The sequence below is a fragment of the Mesorhizobium sp. M4B.F.Ca.ET.058.02.1.1 genome (genome assembly GCF_003952505.1).
Lineage (GTDB): Bacteria > Pseudomonadota > Alphaproteobacteria > Rhizobiales > Rhizobiaceae > Mesorhizobium.
On record NZ_CP034450.1, the window covers coordinates 6,323,043 to 6,340,331 of the forward strand.

Genomic DNA, 17,289 nt, shown 5'->3' on the forward strand with positions numbered 1-17,289 from the left:
CCTGGATGTGAGCAAGGAAGACCGCGACCAGACAGGCGGCCACTCTTGCCTTCTCCGCGGCTGATTTGCCGGCCATGTTCTCGTGATTCTCCACCGACGCTTCAGCGCAGGTGTCGGTGAACTCACCTAGGTTCGGATCGTCATTCTTCAGGCTGTCACGACATACCTTGCTCTTGTCGTAATGGTCCGTGCCGGTGGTTTGACCGTTCCTGATGCCGCTGGGCTTGGTGTCGCCCTTGGTCCATCTGGAATGCATGCAAAGGCAGGGCGCGTCGTCACATTTGTAGTTCTTGAACTTGGCCTTGGTCTTATTGCGGTTGCCGGACACTGCCATGAACTGATTTTCGACATAGTGTTCCGACCATTCCCCTTCTTGCTGTCGCACGTGCTGTCGCCGTGGCGGTGAAGAACCATATCGTTTCTGGTCAGGATCGTTTTGCACGAGACGCCATCGACCTCCCACTGCGCCGCATGCGTCATCGGCGGGGTGTTTGCTTGGGGCGAAGCGTGATTGTTCGTCGCGAGATCCGTATGGCGAACGACTGGCTCGCCATCGAACTTCACGTCGCTCGACCAGGAATTGAAATATTCCTTGCCGGTATTCTTGGACGTGATGACGCCCTTCTTCGCCGCGCAACCGGCCTCGGTGCCGGATGTCTTCGTCAGGTAAGACTGGTTCTTGATGTTGACCGTCTTGCCGGCGATCTTGACGGTACCCGTTCCCTTGTCGGTGTCCGATGCAAAGCCGAAACTCGGATAGGGGACCGGTACGCCTGGTGGGGTGGCCGGATTTTCAGGCGGCGTGAAGCACACGTCCGGAAACGCCCCCAAGGTCTTTGCGTCGACGGCTTTGCCGGAAATTTCCAGACCGTTGGCAAAAACGTTCGTCGACATCAGCTTGCAGCCGCAAATATAGCGGCGCCGCACGCACCACTGTCGTTGGACGCTTCGATCAGGACCGGATTGCCCTTGTCGTAGCCCTTCCGGGCCGCGGTCCATGCCATACCCATCATCATGGGCACGACGGCCGCGCCGATGTTGCCCAAGGATTCGGTCGGCGACAACAGATCCTGGAAGGCATGGCGCCCCCGGACCAATCTCAACGATGCCAGTGCTGTCTGCCGGAACCAGTATTGCTCGCCCACGAGATCAGACATCCGGTAGCCAACCCCGTTCATTTCGATGCCGGTCTGCTCAAGCGCCACTCGGTAGGCGGTCGTCATCGCGTCGCCTCGAAGAGGGAGATCTTCCTTGTTGTAGATCGAAGCAAGCTCACGAGTCAGACCGAGACCCATCAACCGCAGAGACCTGATATTCCGTTTCGACAACAAGACTGCGGCGGCGGCTTCGCCTGGAATGAAGCCATTCGGGTTCTGCGGCGCAAGAATGCGGCTCTCTCCGATGTAGTGGCGAATGGTCTCCGAGGTCAGATAGCTGTCGACGCCGACGATCATGATGTAGGGCGTTTCGCCGGAGGACATGAGCCGCCGTGCCTGCTCGAGCGCGACATGTCCGGAGGGGCGACCATGGGCGATTACCCTGGAGCGCGAATATGCCTCGACCTCCACGATGTCGGCGATGCGTCGCAACAGGTTGGCGGGACTGCGCACGGGATGGCCCGGCCTGCCTTCCTCGCCGATGCATAGGATCAACGCTGTTTGGCCGCGTGCCTCAGGAGCCCCGCTGAACGCTTCGACAATTGCGCCCGCGGCGAGATGCGCAATGCGCTTCTCGCCGATCCAGGTTCGGGGAATCGGTACCGGCGCCCCAATCAGCCAGCCGCCACGCGGTCCGCGAAAACGTGTCTCTTGAAACCCGTCCAGTTTCGCACGCATGGCTGCGCACGAAGACGGGGCGTCGAGGCCGACAGCCGTGACCATGCCGATCGAGGCGATCGCAACCGACCCGTTCATGCTTCGCTGTCCGTGGGGATTTTCAGATTGGCGCGGATATATTCCTTACCCCGATCCATGGCGCGCAGCATGGACTCGCTCGGCGGGCCGACCCAGCACTCGGTAAACTCCAGGATCATGCGCTGGATCCTCTGTGAGACACGCCAGACCAGGGAAAATCGCCGGTTCTCCGCATCGACAAGCAGGGTGTCCGGCAGCACGCTGCCATCGAACACCCTTTGCTGGTGCTTGAAGAACGTCATCGAGAGTCCGGTCGCGGGAAGGCGAAAGCCGAGCCGTCCTTCCGGCGTCAGGTTGACCAATTGCATCTCTTCACCACCGCGCGGATGGTCGATCTGCTGATCGACCGGCGCCATTTGAAAATAGCGCTCGTCGAAATCCGGCGGCAGGAATGGGAAAATGTTGTCGGCCCAGTTGTCGTCATAGGTGCCGCCATACTCGATGCGGCCGGGCCAGCCCCGGCCCATCGGCCCGAAGCTCATCGGCCTGTAGTCGCCGAACGGCGAGCGGATCTCTTCGCCGACGGCCTGTGTGTTCGGCAACCGCAGGCCGGGAACAAGACGCTGGTTCCTGGTGCGCGACCAGCCGGTGCCGACCGGGTTGTGTTTGTAGCTGGCGGGCAGCTTGTCCTCCGGGTCCAGCCGGTCGACGCCGCCCCAGGCGACGTCATAGGAGATCGGCAATTTGAGGAAGGGCTGGGGCGAGGTCGTTGTAAAGACGGGGCCGATGGCGCGCCACTCACGGTGGCCGACGACTTCGAACAATTTCGACCAGTTGCCGACCTTGATGCCCACCGGCACCCGCTCCGCCGGGCGCCCTCCGGGCGCATAGGCAAAGCCATTGACGATCACGTCGCAGCGCGGCTTGCGGAAGGCGAAGTCGGACTCCCACAGCGTGGCCGAGAACCCGGGCGCCCCGGTGGACATGTCGGCCATGACCAGAGGCACCTGCTGGGCCGATTTCCGCACCTCTCCGCCAGACGTCGCCGGAAAATCGAACGTACCCTTGACGATAACCACGATGTGCTCATGGCCTGCGACATCGGTTGCCGTCGTATATTCGTGCGGATAGCCCATCTGGTTCCAGATCTGCATCAGCTGGTCTCCCAGGTGGCGGCGAAGATCTGCTCCAGCGTCTTTTGCGGCTCCTGCGCATCGACGTCGAAAATGTCCGAGCGGGCGGTCCACATCACTAGATCGTCGATGACGTCGCTGTACTGATCGACAGCCGGCACGGGTAACCCCGTCAACGCTGCATCAAGTTCGTCGGGCGTCCGCTCGCCTCGCTGCGCGGCGAAGGCCGCTTCTTCGATGCCTTCGAACCAGGCATCGGCGTAAGCGAGCTTCAATGGCGCTTCGGCTATCCGCGCAACGACGCTCAAGGGAAACTGCCGACCAACGCGGTCGGCGCTCTGTAAGATGATGCCTGCTGAGGCGCCAAACAAAGTGGGGCCGGCGAGAAAGCGCAAAGCAGTATCTGGCCGCCACGTCTCCAGCCCAATCAGCGGCACGATCTGCTGCGCCAGCCAGCGATCCCAGACGCGCACAAAATCTCCCGTCAGCCGCCGCGACACGAAATCGCCGGTGGCGGGGATTTTGCCGTAGAAGCCCGGCAGGATCATATCTGCGGCGGACATGTGAACTTCTTGAACATTTCGAGGTTGTAGGGGTTCTCGACGCTTGCCGCCTTGAGCTCGAAATCGGCGTACATGCCCTTGGTGCCCAGGCGCAGGCTGTAGACATCCGACAGCGAGGTGCCGGTGAAGCGGCCGGCGCGCAGCATCCTCAGCCATGCCCAGCTGCCGGTCTCGTTGAGCATGATCTCGGGCGAGCCGTCGACCGGCTGGAAGGCGAGCGAGATCACGCCGGTGCCGTCCTTGCCGGGCCACGTCATCGGTTGCGGTCGCGTCGCATTGTTGAAGTAGACGAGGTTCTGGCCATCGAGATTGAGCGTCACGCGCGTGACGTTGGGCGACAGGTCCTTGGGCTCCAGCGTGAAGCTCATCACCGGGCCCGTCCCGCCGGGAAAGAGATCGTCGCGGATATGCCTGGCCTGTTCGAACGCCGCCAGCGCCGCAGGGTCGAGGCCGAAATCGGCGCGCCATTTCCATGGCTGGCTGGCGGTGTCGACGTAGCTGATCAGATGGTCGTTGATGAAGGCGTCGATCAGGCCGGACGGCCCGAACAGGCGGGCGAAGTCGCGGACATTGACGTCGACCGCGCTCTCGGGACTGAACGGATAGCGGTCGTTGAGCGCCGCCTGGCAGAACGGCAGGATGTCGGCGCGCCAGATGGCGTTGAGCTCGTTGGTGACAGCCTTCTGCGTCAGGCCGCTAGTATCGCCAGCGATGCCGCCGAGCCAGTCGTCGATTGGGTCGGGCAGGATTTGCGCCTGCCTGGCGACAGCGCCTGTGAGTTCGGCGAGGCCGCCCTGCTTCTTGATGGCATCCTGGGGATCGGGGTTGGCGGTGACCGTCTGCAGCACATTGGAAAGCGCCGTCAGGGCCACTACAGCCGCGTCGAGCGCCGGCGGCTGGCCATCGACTTCGGCGATCGCGCCCTTGAGCCGCTTGAAGTGTTCGGCCACCAGGCTGCCGGTGAGGTCCACCTTGTCGGCGGAGCCCGCGCGCGGCAGCAGCTTTGCCCCGGTCTTGACGACCTTGCCTAGCTTGCCAAGCTTGCCGAGCAGTTTCGAGCCGCCCTTCGCGGCCGCCTTGTCGTCAGCCGGCGCCTCGTCGGACCGGGTGAGGTCCGTCTCCTGAACCACCGCCGTCAGCAGGCGCTTCAATGCGGAATCGGCGCTTGAAAGGTCCTTGAGGTTCTCGCTGGCGACGTTGAGGTCGCTCAACGGGGCGAGCCGCATGTCGCGCAGGAAGCTGTCCCATTGCGCGATATAGTCCTCATAGTAGAGCTTCAGTATGTCTTCCGACAAAGCCGAGACCGAGGTTTCGGAATTCTCCGAGCAGCCGCCGGCGAACACCGCCCGATCCAGCGCCGCCTGGGCGGCAACGTCCTCGACCCGGTCGAGAATGGCATCGTGGAAGCCGGCATAGCTGAAGGCGCCCGGAACGCCGACGCGCAACGTCTTGTCGGAGCGCCGGGCAAACACCTTGGCGCCGTTGGGGCCGGCGAAATTGGCCGGGATCCATTCCTTCACCGCGGCCACTTCCGGATCGGCCAGCAACTGCTTGTAGGCGCGCGCCGGCAGCGAGATCGTGCACACCGTTTTCAGCGCCTCGGCGACCAGTTCCTTGTCCGGAGCGACGTAGTTGTCATCGACCGCCATACGCCGGATCGCGGCCAGTTGATGCTCTTCGGCGTCCGGGCTCGGGAAGGGCGGCGCCGGCGCGAATTCCGGCAGGCTGTTCACCCACCAGTTCTGCGCGAAGTCGGTGTCCATCTGCGACAAGCCGGTCATCATGCGGTAGGTCTTCAGCGCCCCCAGCATGAAGTCAGGGTCGCGGATCTGCCGCCACATGGTCGCCTCGAGCAGCGCGACCATATGCGGCTCGAGCACGTTGCGCAGCGCGTGGTCGTAGGTATCGGCCTGCGCGCGCATCAGCTCCGCCGAGGCCGAGGGTCCGAGCAGGTCATGCGGCGCGTCCGGCGGCGCGGTGCGGGCATTCGTGACCTGGTCCATCGCGGCCAATGCGCCGTCGATGGCCGGCTGCTCCACCGATGCCGGGGCGGCGGTGACGGCGGTCAGTGGCTCCTGAAGCGCCTCGAATTGACCAGCCTGCGCGGTGATTGCATTGCGGTTGTCGAAATAGGACCAGGTAAACAGGCCGGCGGCCAGCAAGGCTGCGACCGCACACGCGGTGGCCGCGCCACGCCAGATCCAGGCGCGGCGACGTTGCGCCAGCGGGTCGAACGTGCCGAGGCCAGCTTCCTTGAAAATCACCTCGGTAAGCAGGTTCTTCAGGAAGAAGCTGCGCTTTTCGACGCGTGGCGCCGGCATGGCGCGGCGCGGAGGCAGCCCGAAGGAAGAGGAAAGGGCTGCCGTCAGCCGGTCGATCGGCGCTCCTTCCTGGGTCGCCGACGTCAGATAGAGGCCACGCAGCCAGGCTGCCTCTTCATAGCGGCTTTCGCCGAACATCGCCTCGATCAGCAGCTGGATCGGCTCGGAAAGGCTTGCGAGTTGGGCGGGGAAGCGGAAGATCTCGGCGCGCGCGGCGAGTTTGTCCTCATCCTCAAGGCGCGGCACAAGGCGTCGCTCGAGCTCGGTCGCCAGCGTGGTGATTTCGCGCTCGACGGTCTTGGCGTCGACGCGCGCATCGAGCGGGAAGGTCGTCCCCCACACCTGTTCGCGCGATGCCGTCGACAGGCCGCCGAAGAAGGCCTCGAAACCCTTGATCAGATCGGCCTTGGTCAGCATCAGATAGACCGGAAGGCGGATTTCGAGCCGGTCGTTGAGCTCGGCCAGCCGGCGGCGGATCTTGCGGCCGTGCGCCTTGATGGCCTCGTCGCCCTCCGAAAGCGTATCGATAGAAAGCGCGACGATCACGCCGTTCAGCGCCCGACGGCCCCGATGCTTCTTCAAGAGGTCGAGGAAGCCCAACCATTCCGCCGCGTCGACGTCAGGCTGGCTTTCCTGCTGGACATAGCGGCCGGCGGTGTCGATCAGCACCGCGTTCTCGGAGAAGAACCAGTCGCAGTTGCGGGTGCCGCCAACACCCTGCAGGTCGTCGGTGAGATCGATGGGGAAATTCAGCCCGGACTGCCGCAAGGCGGTGGTCTTGCCGGTGGCCGGCGGCCCGACGATCACATACCAGGGCATCTCGCGCAGGAACTTGCGCCCGCCGAGCTTGCGGCGCTTCAGCTCGGCCATCACCTCGCCGAATTTTGCGCCGACGGCGGCGACGTTCTCCTCGCCGGGGGTAAGCTGTTTCTCCGCCGCCGGCGCCGCGATCTCGGCAACGAACATGCGGTTGGCGCGGATCGCGCGGCGCTGGGCGACGATGAGCCAGATCAGCCACAGGATGATCAGCCCAGCGATCATGGCGATGCGCACATTGTCGGAGTCGAACGGCGAATAGGGGCCAACCTGGACGATCGGGCCGAAAATCCAGATGACCAGCGAAAGCAGCGCGATGCCGATCAGCGTCCAAAGGAAGCGCGAGGTGAGCACGGCCCAGAGGAAGCGAAGGATGAACATCTCAAAGCCTCTTCTCGACCAGTACCTCTACGCGCCGGTTGAGCGCCCGACCCTCGCGTGTCGAGTTGTCGGCCACCGGATCGGTCTCCGCGCGCCCTTCGGAATGGATGCGCTCCTGCGGCACGCCGGCCCGCACCAGGAGGTCGGCTATGGTCTCGGCCCGCGCTTCCGAGAGCCGCTGGTTGCTCGAAAGCGGGTTGGACCTTTGCAGGCGCACGTTGTCGGTGTGGCCGACGACGGTGATGTTTCCGATGAGTTCCTGGTTGGCGAGGATGACCTTGGCGATGGATTCCACCAGTGGCTCATAGCCTTGGGTCAGCGTTGGCCGTGACGACTGGAAGAGTTCGGGGTTGGAGGACTGGATGACCAGCTTGGCGAGCGACACGCTTTCGGTGCCGCTGAGCGCCCCCCTGAGGTCGTCCGGCGCTTCGGCCTTGAATTCCGGCAGCAGCGCGAAGTCGACCGGTTCCGGCGCAGGCGGTTCCGGCGCGTCGACCTTTGGCGCGGCGCGCGCGATGTCGGCGCGCTGAGGCGGCGGCAGCGCGCGGACGAGCGCCGAGAGTTCCACCGCCTGGCTGCTCAGTCCCATCGAGAGGCCGATATGGACCACGGTGGCGATCACCGCCGCGGCAAGCGCCATCACCCAGATCGGCACGATGAAGCGCTGCGGCTCGTCCGAGGCGATCACGCCTTTCCAGTGTGGCGACAGCGGCGCGCCCTCGGCGTCGGCATCGCGCAGGAAGCGCGCCGCCGCCACGCGAACGGCATTGAGCGATCGGTCGCCGGAGCGGCCGGGCACCCGGTATTTGCCGCGGAAGCCGAGCGCCAGGCACTGGTACTGCAGCTCCAGCAATTCGCGATCCCGGTTCGGGTGGCGCTCCAGTTCGTCGAGACGCGTGAAGAACTGGGTGCCGGCATCGACGTCGCCGCGCAGCATGACCACCAGCGGCTGGCGGGGCCATGCGCTGGCGCCGCCCCAGGGCGTGTTCAGCGCGAGGTCGTCGAGCAGCGCCGCCACCACCCAGGCCGCCTGATCGGCGCGCTCCAGAGACGATCCCGATGTCATGGCGGCATCGCGCGCCCGAACCAGCTCTTCGAGCAGGCGCGTGCGCAATGTTTCAGGGTTCTCCGGCGCCAGGGCGCTTTCAAGCTCGGGCGCGAATTCGAGCAGCGGCGCGAAGGCGTTGATGAGCGCATTGGGATGGGCGCGCGAGCGCTTGACCGGCGCACCCGTCAGCATCGGCGCCATCGGCCGCGGCATCTGGGCGCCGGTCAGTCTGATGCGCGTGCGTTCACGATCCTCCGACAGTCCGAAGGGATCATCCCGGCTCATGATCTCACCTGTTCACCGAATAGCAGTCGACCTGCGGCTCGCTCGGCAAGACACCGGAAACGCCGATGACGAAGCCGGGGGCGTCGAGCAGCGAGGCCCAGTGCTCGCTCTTCTGGTCAAGCTCGAGGCACAGCCGGTCGCCGTCGTAGGGGATTTCGCGCGGCTGTGAATGCAGCGGCTTCAGCGGAATGCCGGGCAGGCGCGACTTCCACAGGCCTTCGAACTGGTCGGCCGCGCCGACCGTCGCCTGATTGACGAAGATCTTGCGCAGCGCATCTTCCGACAGCTCGGACCCGACCCGGATGACGATGCGGCTCGCCACCAGCAGCTTCGGGTTGTCGATGCGGATCTTCCAGACATTGGTCGAGTGCCGCATGACAGGCAGGGCGCGCGACTTGGGCTCGATATAACGCAGGCTCAGGATGAGCGAGCGCAAGGCATCGGCCAGCGCCGTATAGGCGGGCCGGGGGCCATGTGGTCATAGGCCGGCAATTCGCCCAGCCGTCGCGAACTGGAGCCGTAGGTCGCCATCTCGCCAGCGAGGCCGGCAAGCTCGAGGTAGAGCTCGGCCGGGTGAAAGACGTCCTGCGTCAGCATGTGCGCCAGCCGCGGGCGCGCCGCGTTGGCAAGGTGCAGCATCAACAGGTCTTCGACACTGCGCCCTGGTCCGCCCATCACCATCTTGCCATGCGCCTCGGCGATCTGGTCGAGGCCGGTGACGACTTCCAGAAGCAATTGCCGGTACCAGGCCACCGCACCCGTGATCAATGTCGGCGGCAGGAACGTCTCGTCCAGCGAGACGCCACCATCGGCCCGCACGCCTTTGACATCGGCGACGGGCAGGGCGGTGTAGCCGCCAACCGACTTGCCCGGCGCAAGCAACAGCGCCTGCGGCCGGGCAATCTCGATTTCCTCGGGGTCCGAACCTCCTTGCACCGCGTCGCGGACCGAGACGATCCGCCCGTGATAGCGCGCGCCGGTGGATGCGGCGTGCGCCGGATCGAAGCCGACGCCTCCGGGAGGTTCGAGCGGCAGCGCGATCAGCACCGGCCCTGCGCCGGTGTCGGCCGTGACCGGCAAGGGTCGCGGCGCATCCATCATCTCGGGAATGGAGAAGGGAGTTCCATCGGGGAATATACCCCGCGCCGACAAGATGGCGATCTGGCCGGCGTCGAGCAACGACTGATCCAGGGTAAGCTGCTGGAAGCCGAACGTATGCAGTTGCCCGGCCCGCAAGGCGCCGCGCACCGTTGCCTCGAGGAACCGGTCCTGCTGCTGGAAATGCTGGGTCCGCAGAAACAGTCCCTCAGACCATAGCACCCTGTTTGCATCGCTCATGCCGTTACTCTCTGCACGGAGCCACTTCCTGTCTCGCCCTGTCTCGCCGCTAGGCGGAGATACCGCCGCCGCCGAGCGTCACGTTGATGGTGAATTTGGATCCAGGCGAGACCGACTTGGTCGTTCGCCAGCTCCTCCCACCAGGTTCGCGGATCAGCGCGACGAAACCGAGCGCCGTCGCGTTTGGTTCGACCGTGATGGTCTTGGCCGCGGTCTTTCCCGGCGCGACGGAGATGGTGTCGGATCCGATGAGGTCGGCCCCGAGCGCGGACCCTGCATCGCCCTGCAGCGCGAAATAGTCGGCCGAATTGAACTTGCCAGTGCTGCTCAGCCGCATCACCAGGACCGTCACCGGCCGGTCTCCGCCGCCTGGCCCCGGGTTCATGCCGGCTCCGCCGCTCACGTTGACGGTAATCACCGATGGTTTCGGCGGACCGCTCTGGCAGGCCGAAACCAGCCCCGTGGCACCAAGGGCAATGATGAATTCGCGTCGATCGATCATGTCTCACTCCTCCTCATATGCATCCCTAAAATCAGCGCCGACTTCGCCAAGGAAGGTCTTTTCAGCGCTCTCGGCGATCTCACGGTGGCGTTTCCGGTAGAGTTCCCACAGCTTGGCGCCGCGCCCACCCGAAAGCAGCGTGCCGATCGCGGAATTCGACTTCAGCTCATCCTCGATCGCCGCCGGGTCGAAGCGGTCGACCATCTGGCGAAGCGCCGCCTGCACGCCGCGCCAGGCGCGCACGTGATGCTGCGCCAGATCGCGGACCGCGTCCGAGATCGCCGCCTCGCCATCAAGAAAGCCGGGGCTGCGTTCGCCAAGGATGGTTACGATGGCATCGTCGACCGTCGGCAGGAACTTGAGCGGATTGACCTCGGAGGCGCCAACCATCGTCTGGGCGACACGCGCGTTTCCCTTTTCCTCCGAGCGCTTGCGCAGAAGCTGCATCAGCCCTTCCATCATCAGCCGGTACTCCCGCCCGAACTTCTCCATCTCGGCGATCGCGTCGCGGCCGGCGAGATCGGCTTCCTCGACGCCCATGCCGCGCAGGAAGGCGGCGCGAAGCGCCATGTCCGAGTGCGACTGCGACGGGGCCGCCGGCGGCTGACGGACCGGTCGCGGACTGGCGTCCACACGCGGCGCGGGAGGGGGCTCGGGCGCCTGCGCCGGCAAGTCCCATGGGTTCGCTGGTTGCGGTCTTTCGGCGACGCGCTCGCGCTGGCCCGCCGGCCATTCGCCATGCGCCGGAGCGGCCGGCCCGAAACCGAAATCGTCCTGGATGGGCGACGGCTTTGCCGGAGCGGATTCGGCCGCGCCGTTGAGGGAGGGCACAGGATCGAGGCTGAACGGATCGTCGAAGGCCTGAGAGCTGCCCTGGTTCACGTTGGCGCGTGCGAACGCCCCCGGCAGCGGTTGCTCGAACGGGTCCGGCAGGTCGGACGGACGCGGTCGCCGCGGCTCTTCGTCGGATCTGGCCGAAAAGAAATCGTCGTTGCCGATGCTGACCGGCGCGCGAGACGCCGGCGGCGACCGTTCGGCGACAGGCTGGCTGGTGGCCGGCGGCTGCATGGCCGGCGCCTGCAGGTCGACATGGAGTATGTAGTCGCCGAGCCTCAGCCGCATGCCGCTTTGCAGGCGTGCCGACCTGCCGGCGCCGAGCGGGCTGTCGGAGTCGTTTATGAACAGTCCACTGCTCGAGGTGTCGGTGACGAAATAGCCGTCCTGCCCGCCGGTGATCTTGCAATGGGCGCGCGAGACGAACATGTCCGGATCGTCGATCTGCCAGCCGGCGTCGGCGCTGCGGCCGATCACCAGTTCGCCCTCGTCCAGCCGGGTCTGCCTTACCGCCTGGGTGCGTGGCCCTTGCTCCAGCGTCAGCAGCAGACTCATGCCGCGACCTCCGCTATCTCCGGCCGCCATCCGACGATCGTGCGCAGCCGCAGATCGTCAGCATCTCCCCTTTCGGGGGGCCGCGCAAGCCAGGCGGTCCGGCCAAGCTGGACGGTTCCGACGCGAGGCGGCGGCACGGCCTCGCGAGCGAGCACGATACGCAGGTCGACGTCGAGCGTTTCCCCGATCATGTCGCGAACCGCGTGCTTGAACAGCGTCAGCCGCCGGCTGCCCGGCAGAAACGACTTGAAGTCCTCCAGGCCGAGGGGCCGACGCGCAGCTCGATCCTGCTCTGGCGGCTGAAAACGCGCGGGCCGATCGTCGCCCCGCGGCCGAGGGCCGCGTAGGCCTTGGCCAGGCGGCTCTGCAGCGCGGTCGGCACCGATATCCAAGCGGCGACGAACTCCTTGACCTGCACCGGCACCTTGAAGGCTTCGGCGAGATACAGGGTGAGCCGTTCCGGACCGTCGACCTGGCTGGCAAGCGAAGCGGCCTGGCGCAGCTTGACGGTGTCGAGTTCGGGGTCCTGGGTGCCGGGAAGGCCAATGCCGGCCATCGCCTCGAGCATTGCGCGGACGCGGCCGCCGACAGCGCGTTCGACCTGCACTCCCGAGTGGGCATCCGCCCAAGCCCGGTAATACAGGGCAATCATGCGATGCTGGAGGATGTTGACGAAGTCCACAAAGGTCGTGTCGCTGGTCTGCCTGGCATCGGCGCCGGTGAACCAGCGCTGCGACAGGCGATCAAGCACCCAGCGGGTCAGATGCAGCGGCAGCGGACCTTCAGGTCCCATCAGGCCGAGATTTGCAACCGTGACCCGCGCCGGCGCGTTGTCGGCGGCTTCCTGAAAGTCCACCACGTCCCTGGCCGAGAAGCTCAGGCGCACATGCTGTCCGAGTCTTGCCGGCTCGCGTTCCAACCGGCCGGAATGGCCGAATAGGCCGCCCCTGCGTTCGAGCCGGCGCAGCAGCTCGAAGAAGTCGAACGATTGGGACAGGCCCTCGCTCCGGCCCGATCCGATGCTGCCTAGATCAGGTAGCGATTGCCGGGCGTCATCGGCCATGGCACATCCTCCTGCTTCTGCAGCAGCCGCGTGCGGGTCCGCACAAAGCCGTTTATTCCGGCATGGCGGGCGAACAGCCGCGCGAGCAAGGCCGAAAGCAGCAGGGTGCTTTGTCCCGCGAGCACGGACTGGTCCACATGCAACGTTACTTCCGTGCCCCGCCCGAAGCACATCGGCCCGTCGATCTGCAGTCGTTCGATGACCGGGCGCGAGTCGATGCGCACGATCGAATGCACGTTGCGGGCGAGACCCGGATCGCCGCGGTCGGCATAGAGGTCGAGCAACGCATGGAGCGGATCGACACCGCGACCTTCCTTGGCAAGGCTGAGGAAATTGAGCCCGAGCTGGGCCACCAGCCGCCAGGCGAGATTGTCGGCCCTGGATTCACCCTCGGCGCCCGCCGGCAGCGCCGCCGGGATCGCCGGCTGCGGCGGACGCAACGCGCCGATGAGCCTGACCGCCTCGACCGGGTCGCCCGTCTCCAGCGTCAGCGTTGGATTGTCGTCGAGGATCGGCAGGTCGCGATTGGTGCAAAGCGCCATGATGTCGAGGCGCCTCAGAGGTCGGTTCGCCGGGCTTGCGATGGGACGCGAAACGGCCAGGAAGACATCGTCCCCGGTGTAGGAGGTGCGGGTCAGGCCATCGCGCCGCTCATCCTCGGTGGGCCGGCGCGGCCGGCGCTCGGTGGAGTAGACCCAGCCGCTGCCGCGGTTTTGCCCCAGGCTGAAGAGCTCGGGTATTTCGGCGTCGCTGCCCTCGCTCTCGGCGTCCTCGACCCGCGTGACCCGATAGATCTCGAAGTCGCGCGCCCGCGTACGGTCGGCATGCAGTACCTGCCGCGTCCGGCGGGGATCGAGCTCGACGATGTTGCACTCGCGCTCGAAGAGATTGATGATCGGGGTTACGAAGAGCTCGAAATCGGCGGGCGTAAGGTCGGCAAGCTCAGGTACGGGCCGCCGGAACAGGAAAATGACCTCCAGCCCTCCGTCGCATTTGCGCACCACCGGGTTCAGGCCAGAAACCCGCACATAGTGGAAGCGCTCGGGCATCATGAAATATTCCCGCAGCAGGCGGTAGCCTTCGAATGTCGGACGGGTACGCGGCATCAAGGCTTCGTCGTCGCGAATGCCGACCATTTCGGGTTCCGGCAGCGGCGATATCGGGTTGGTCTTGCCCTCGGTGCGCGCGCCAACCGCCGAACAGGCGCCGAAAATGGCGTCAAAAATCAGCGGCGCCTTACTGCGGCCGGCAAGATAGAGATCAAGCTGGTCAAGCGCGAGTTCGTTGAATTTGCCTTTGCCGGTGCGGGTGAGCGCGATGCGCAGCGCCGCTTGGCCGGCCACGCCGCCGACCGGCCCGATGCCGGCCGCCGCCAGTCCGCTGCGATCCTGGAAATAGCTGACCGAGCTGATCTCGATCGGCCACAGCGTGATCTCCTGGGCGGTGGTGAAAGTGCAGCGTGTCGACAGGCCAGGCTGGAGGCCGGAGACCAGCCGGGTGTCGCGCTTCACGACGTGGCCCGCAATCATCGACTGGACCTGCTGGCCGGGTTTCAGCACTGCCATGGCGGTCGCCGGCGCCGGCGTGACCAGATCGGGATAGAGGACGTCGAGCACGGCGCGTGAAAACCGCGAGCGCTCGGCATCGACTTTTAGCCGCGTGCGCGCGGCAAGAAAAGCAACCCCGTCCAGCAGGCGCTCGACATAGGGATCCGGACACGGCACCGTATCGAGCGAAAGGTTGCGAGCTATCGCCGGATGCATGTCGGCGAATTCCGCGGCGAGCCCGCGGATATGGGTCAGTTCTTCCTCGTAATATTCTACGAAGACCCGATCCATCTCAGCTTTCCCTGAATTCGGTCCGCGCCAGGCCGTTGTCGAGATTGATCGTTGTGCGAAGGCGCAGCCGTTCCGGCGTCGGCGTCATGATCAGCACCGCGTCTATCTCGATCTTCAGACCCACACTTTTGTCGCCAAGGGTCACCGTGACGGTCGTCGCGCTTTCCTTCAGGCGCGGTTCGAACGTGGCAAGCACCGAACGGATCTCCCGCGCCAACGTATCGCGGTCGAAGTCTCGCGACGAACGGCCGGAGAAGGAAGGCACGCCGTAATTGATCACGCTTCGGCGCACTTCCGGAAAATCAGCCAGCGAAGGCGGGTCGTCCATCGCCTGCTCCCGCTCGAGATCGGTCAGCAGCGGAACGGATTCGAAGCGCTCGGTGTTGAACAGGGCCTCGATGTCTCGCCGCACGGCCTCTCTCAGCACGCGCGCCGACACCACCACACCGCGGCTTTCGATCTCCGCACGGTGCTCGTCCTGAAAGATCAGCCGGTGCAGGCGCCGCTTCTGGTCCGGTGTCAGCTCCGCATCGGCGTCGATCGCGCGCGCGCTCCCGGCAAGAAATGTCTCCAGCCGCTCCGCGCCAAGCTCGTCCTGCAACAGCCGGCGCAGCCCGTCTATCTCGGAGGTAAGCCCGGGCAGGTCGTTGACGAGGCGGTCCCAAAGAGAGGGCTGGACCGCCTCGCGCGTCGCTCGCGAACTGCCGGCAAGCCGCGGCTTGTTCGCGCCGGGCCGCCGGACCTCACTTGCCGACATAGACATCCATTTCGATTTCGTCGTCCTTGTCGTAGACGAACTTGATCTTCTTGTAGGCGAAGCTGACTTCCTCCTCGATCAGGTCTTCCTCGTCCTCGGCCTGCGACATGTCGTATTCCATGATCGAGGCGTCGGTCAGCGTCACGACCAGATAGTCGCTCGTCTCGCCGTCTATGGTCCGGCGCGCGGAAAACACCACTTCGTCGAGAGCCTTGTTCTCGAACAGCGCCTTCTTCAGATAGGGCGAGGACTTGTCGTAGTGCTTGGTGAACTTGATCATCCCCAAGGCCACACGACCGCGGCGCGAGAGCGAATTCGGATCGTACGGCGCGACCATCTTGTAGTCGACACCATGGATTTCGATCTCGTCCTCGTGGCCGTCTCGTACGCTCGGACCCTTGATATCCGGAACTTTCAGGAAGCCATCGATCTTCACAGGCATTGTCTTTCTCCACCGCTCTCAAACGAAACAAGATCACATTGCTGCAGTTCAACCCTTCACTGACGGGAGTTCTGACACCAGCCGGAGCGAAGCGTTGATGCCCTCCAACTGATAATGCGGGCGCAGATAGAAGCGGGCATTGTAATAGCCCGGCCGGCCCTCCACGCTGTCCACCTGCACCTCTGCCGCGGCAAGTGGGCGCTTGGCGCGCGCCTTGTCGTCGGCGAAGGCCGGGTTGGCCAACACGTAGCGATTGATCCACTCGGTCAGCCAGATCTGCATGTCCGAGCGCTCCTTGAACGACCCAATCTTGTCGCGCGCAATTGCCTTGAGGTAATGCGCGAAGCGCGACACTGGGAAAAGGTAGGGCAGGTTGGCGCTCAGGCGTTCGTTCGACTGCGCATCGGGATCGACCAGGCGACCGGCGCGCGTCTCGTCATCCTGCAGCGAATGGGCACCGATGAAGGCCGCGAGGTCGGTGTTCTTCCGGTGCAGGATAGGCATCAGACCGAGCTTGGCCAATTCCGCCTCGCGGCGGTCGTCGATGGCGACTTCCGTCGGGCACTTCATCGCGATCGATCCGTCGTCGGTCGGGAAGGCGTGCACCGGCAGGTTGAGGACCGTGCCGCCATTCTCGACGCCGCGGATCTGGGTGCCCCAGCCATAGAGTTTGTGGCTGCGGTTGATGTTGACGCCCATCGGGAAGGCGGCGTTCATCCAGACATATTTGTTGTGGTCGCCCTGCACCTCCTCCTCGAAGGTGAAACCCTTCACCGGGACGGTCTCGGTGCCGTAGGGCAGCCGTGCCAGCACACGCGGCATGGTCAGGCCTATGTAGCGCGCATCCTCGCTCTCGCGCAGCGACTGCCACGAAGCGTAGGCCGGGTTGTTCACAATCATCTGAAGGTCCTGCGGGTTCGGCAGTTCCTGCCAGCTGTCCATGCGGAACAGGCGCGGCGAGGCGGCCGCGATGAACGGCGTGTGCGCCGAGGCGCAGATGCCCGAAATGTTGCGCAAGAGGCCGACGTCGCGCGGATGGTTCGAGAATTCGTAAGCGCCGACGATGCAGCCGATCGGCTCGCCGCCCAGCATCGAATACTCGTCCGTGTAGACCTTCTTGAAGATCGGGCTCTGATCCCACATCTGGCCTTCAAAATCCTCGAGGGTGTCGGCCAGCTGCTCCTTGGAGATGTTCATCACCCGGATCTTGAGATGCTTGGCATCGGTCTCGGTGTTGTTGATGAGATACCAGAGGCCGCGCCATGTGCCTTCCATTTCGCGCACTTCCGGCGCGTGCAGGATCTCGTTGACCTGCGTGGTCAGCATCTTGTCGATGCCGGCGATCAGCGACTTGATCGACTTGATCGCATTGGACGAGATGGTGGTGGTCTCGGAGCGGGATTGCGCCGCCAGCGCGAGATTGCGGACGAGCTGCTGCAGCTTCTCGCTGTCGTCCTTCTTGACCTTGAAATCCTTCTCAAGGAGCCCGCTGAACTCCCCCAGGTCAATGGCTTCGGCCTCGGCGGTGACGGCTGCGGTCTTTTGCTGTTCGGCCATGAC

The 17,289-nt window shown here is 64.9% G+C and carries 12 protein-coding genes and 2 pseudogenes; all 14 read right to left on the reverse strand.

The features are described from left to right. Window positions 1-147 precede the first annotated feature (147 nt). Window positions 148-894 carry a DUF4150 domain-containing protein gene (locus EJ073_RS30770; protein ID WP_126058937.1) on the reverse strand — a complete coding sequence of 249 codons (747 nt, stop codon included), beginning with the start codon at window positions 892-894 and terminating at the stop codon, window positions 148-150. Next, window positions 894-1,913: a 3-oxoacyl-ACP synthase gene (locus EJ073_RS30775; protein WP_126058938.1), complete on the reverse strand. Its 1,020-nt coding sequence runs from the start codon at window positions 1,911-1,913 to the stop codon at window positions 894-896. Before EJ073_RS30775 ends, EJ073_RS30770 begins: the two co-directional genes overlap by 1 nt. Further along, window positions 1,910-3,007, reverse strand: coding sequence for a DUF2169 domain-containing protein (locus EJ073_RS30780; protein WP_126058939.1), 1,098 nt, complete (start codon window positions 3,005-3,007; stop codon window positions 1,910-1,912). The genes EJ073_RS30775 and EJ073_RS30780 overlap by 4 nt, the downstream gene beginning before the upstream one ends. Further along, entirely contained in the window at window positions 3,007-3,534 is a 528-nt protein-coding gene (gene tagF / locus EJ073_RS30785) for a type VI secretion system-associated protein TagF (RefSeq protein ID WP_126058940.1), read from the reverse strand. Before tagF ends, EJ073_RS30780 begins: the two co-directional genes overlap by 1 nt. Beyond that, a complete protein-coding gene (gene tssM / locus EJ073_RS30790) occupies window positions 3,531-7,067 on the reverse strand; it encodes a type VI secretion system membrane subunit TssM (RefSeq protein WP_126058941.1) in 3,537 nt (1,178 codons plus the stop codon). The genes tagF and tssM overlap by 4 nt, the downstream gene beginning before the upstream one ends. 1 nt (window position 7,068) lies before the next feature. After that, a complete protein-coding gene (gene tssL / locus EJ073_RS30795) occupies window positions 7,069-8,400 on the reverse strand; it encodes a type VI secretion system protein TssL, long form (RefSeq protein WP_126058942.1) in 1,332 nt (443 codons plus the stop codon). 4 nt (window positions 8,401-8,404) lie between these two features. After that, window positions 8,405-9,738, reverse strand: a pseudogene (tssK, locus tag EJ073_RS30800) (type VI secretion system baseplate subunit TssK). Between the two features lie 49 nt (window positions 9,739-9,787). Then, window positions 9,788-10,240: a type VI secretion system lipoprotein TssJ gene (gene tssJ, locus EJ073_RS30805; protein ID WP_126058943.1), complete on the reverse strand. Its 453-nt coding sequence runs from the start codon at window positions 10,238-10,240 to the stop codon at window positions 9,788-9,790. A 3-nt stretch (window positions 10,241-10,243) separates the two neighbouring features. After that, window positions 10,244-11,629, reverse strand: coding sequence for a type VI secretion system-associated FHA domain protein TagH (gene tagH, locus EJ073_RS30810; protein ID WP_126058944.1), 1,386 nt, complete (start codon window positions 11,627-11,629; stop codon window positions 10,244-10,246). After that, window positions 11,626-12,692: pseudogene (gene tssG / locus EJ073_RS30815) on the reverse strand (type VI secretion system baseplate subunit TssG). The gene tagH and the pseudogene tssG overlap by 4 nt, the downstream one beginning before the upstream one ends. Next, window positions 12,656-14,530: a type VI secretion system baseplate subunit TssF gene (gene tssF / locus EJ073_RS30820; RefSeq protein ID WP_126058945.1), complete on the reverse strand. Its 1,875-nt coding sequence runs from the start codon at window positions 14,528-14,530 to the stop codon at window positions 12,656-12,658. The pseudogene tssG and the gene tssF overlap by 37 nt, the downstream one beginning before the upstream one ends. 1 nt (window position 14,531) lies before the next feature. Further along, entirely contained in the window at window positions 14,532-15,287 is a 756-nt protein-coding gene (gene tssE, locus EJ073_RS30825; RefSeq protein ID WP_126059406.1) for a type VI secretion system baseplate subunit TssE, read from the reverse strand. Beyond that, the gene (gene tssD, locus EJ073_RS30830; protein ID WP_126058946.1) at window positions 15,274-15,729 is read right to left on the reverse strand and encodes a type VI secretion system tube protein TssD; all 456 of its coding nucleotides are present in this window, start codon (window positions 15,727-15,729) and stop codon (window positions 15,274-15,276) included. Before tssD ends, tssE begins: the two co-directional genes overlap by 14 nt. Before the next feature lie 48 nt (window positions 15,730-15,777). Next, complete coding sequence (tssC, locus tag EJ073_RS30835) at window positions 15,778-17,286, reverse strand: type VI secretion system contractile sheath large subunit (protein ID WP_126058947.1); 1,509 nt, start codon at window positions 17,284-17,286, stop codon at window positions 15,778-15,780. Window positions 17,287-17,289: the final 3 nt, after the last annotated feature.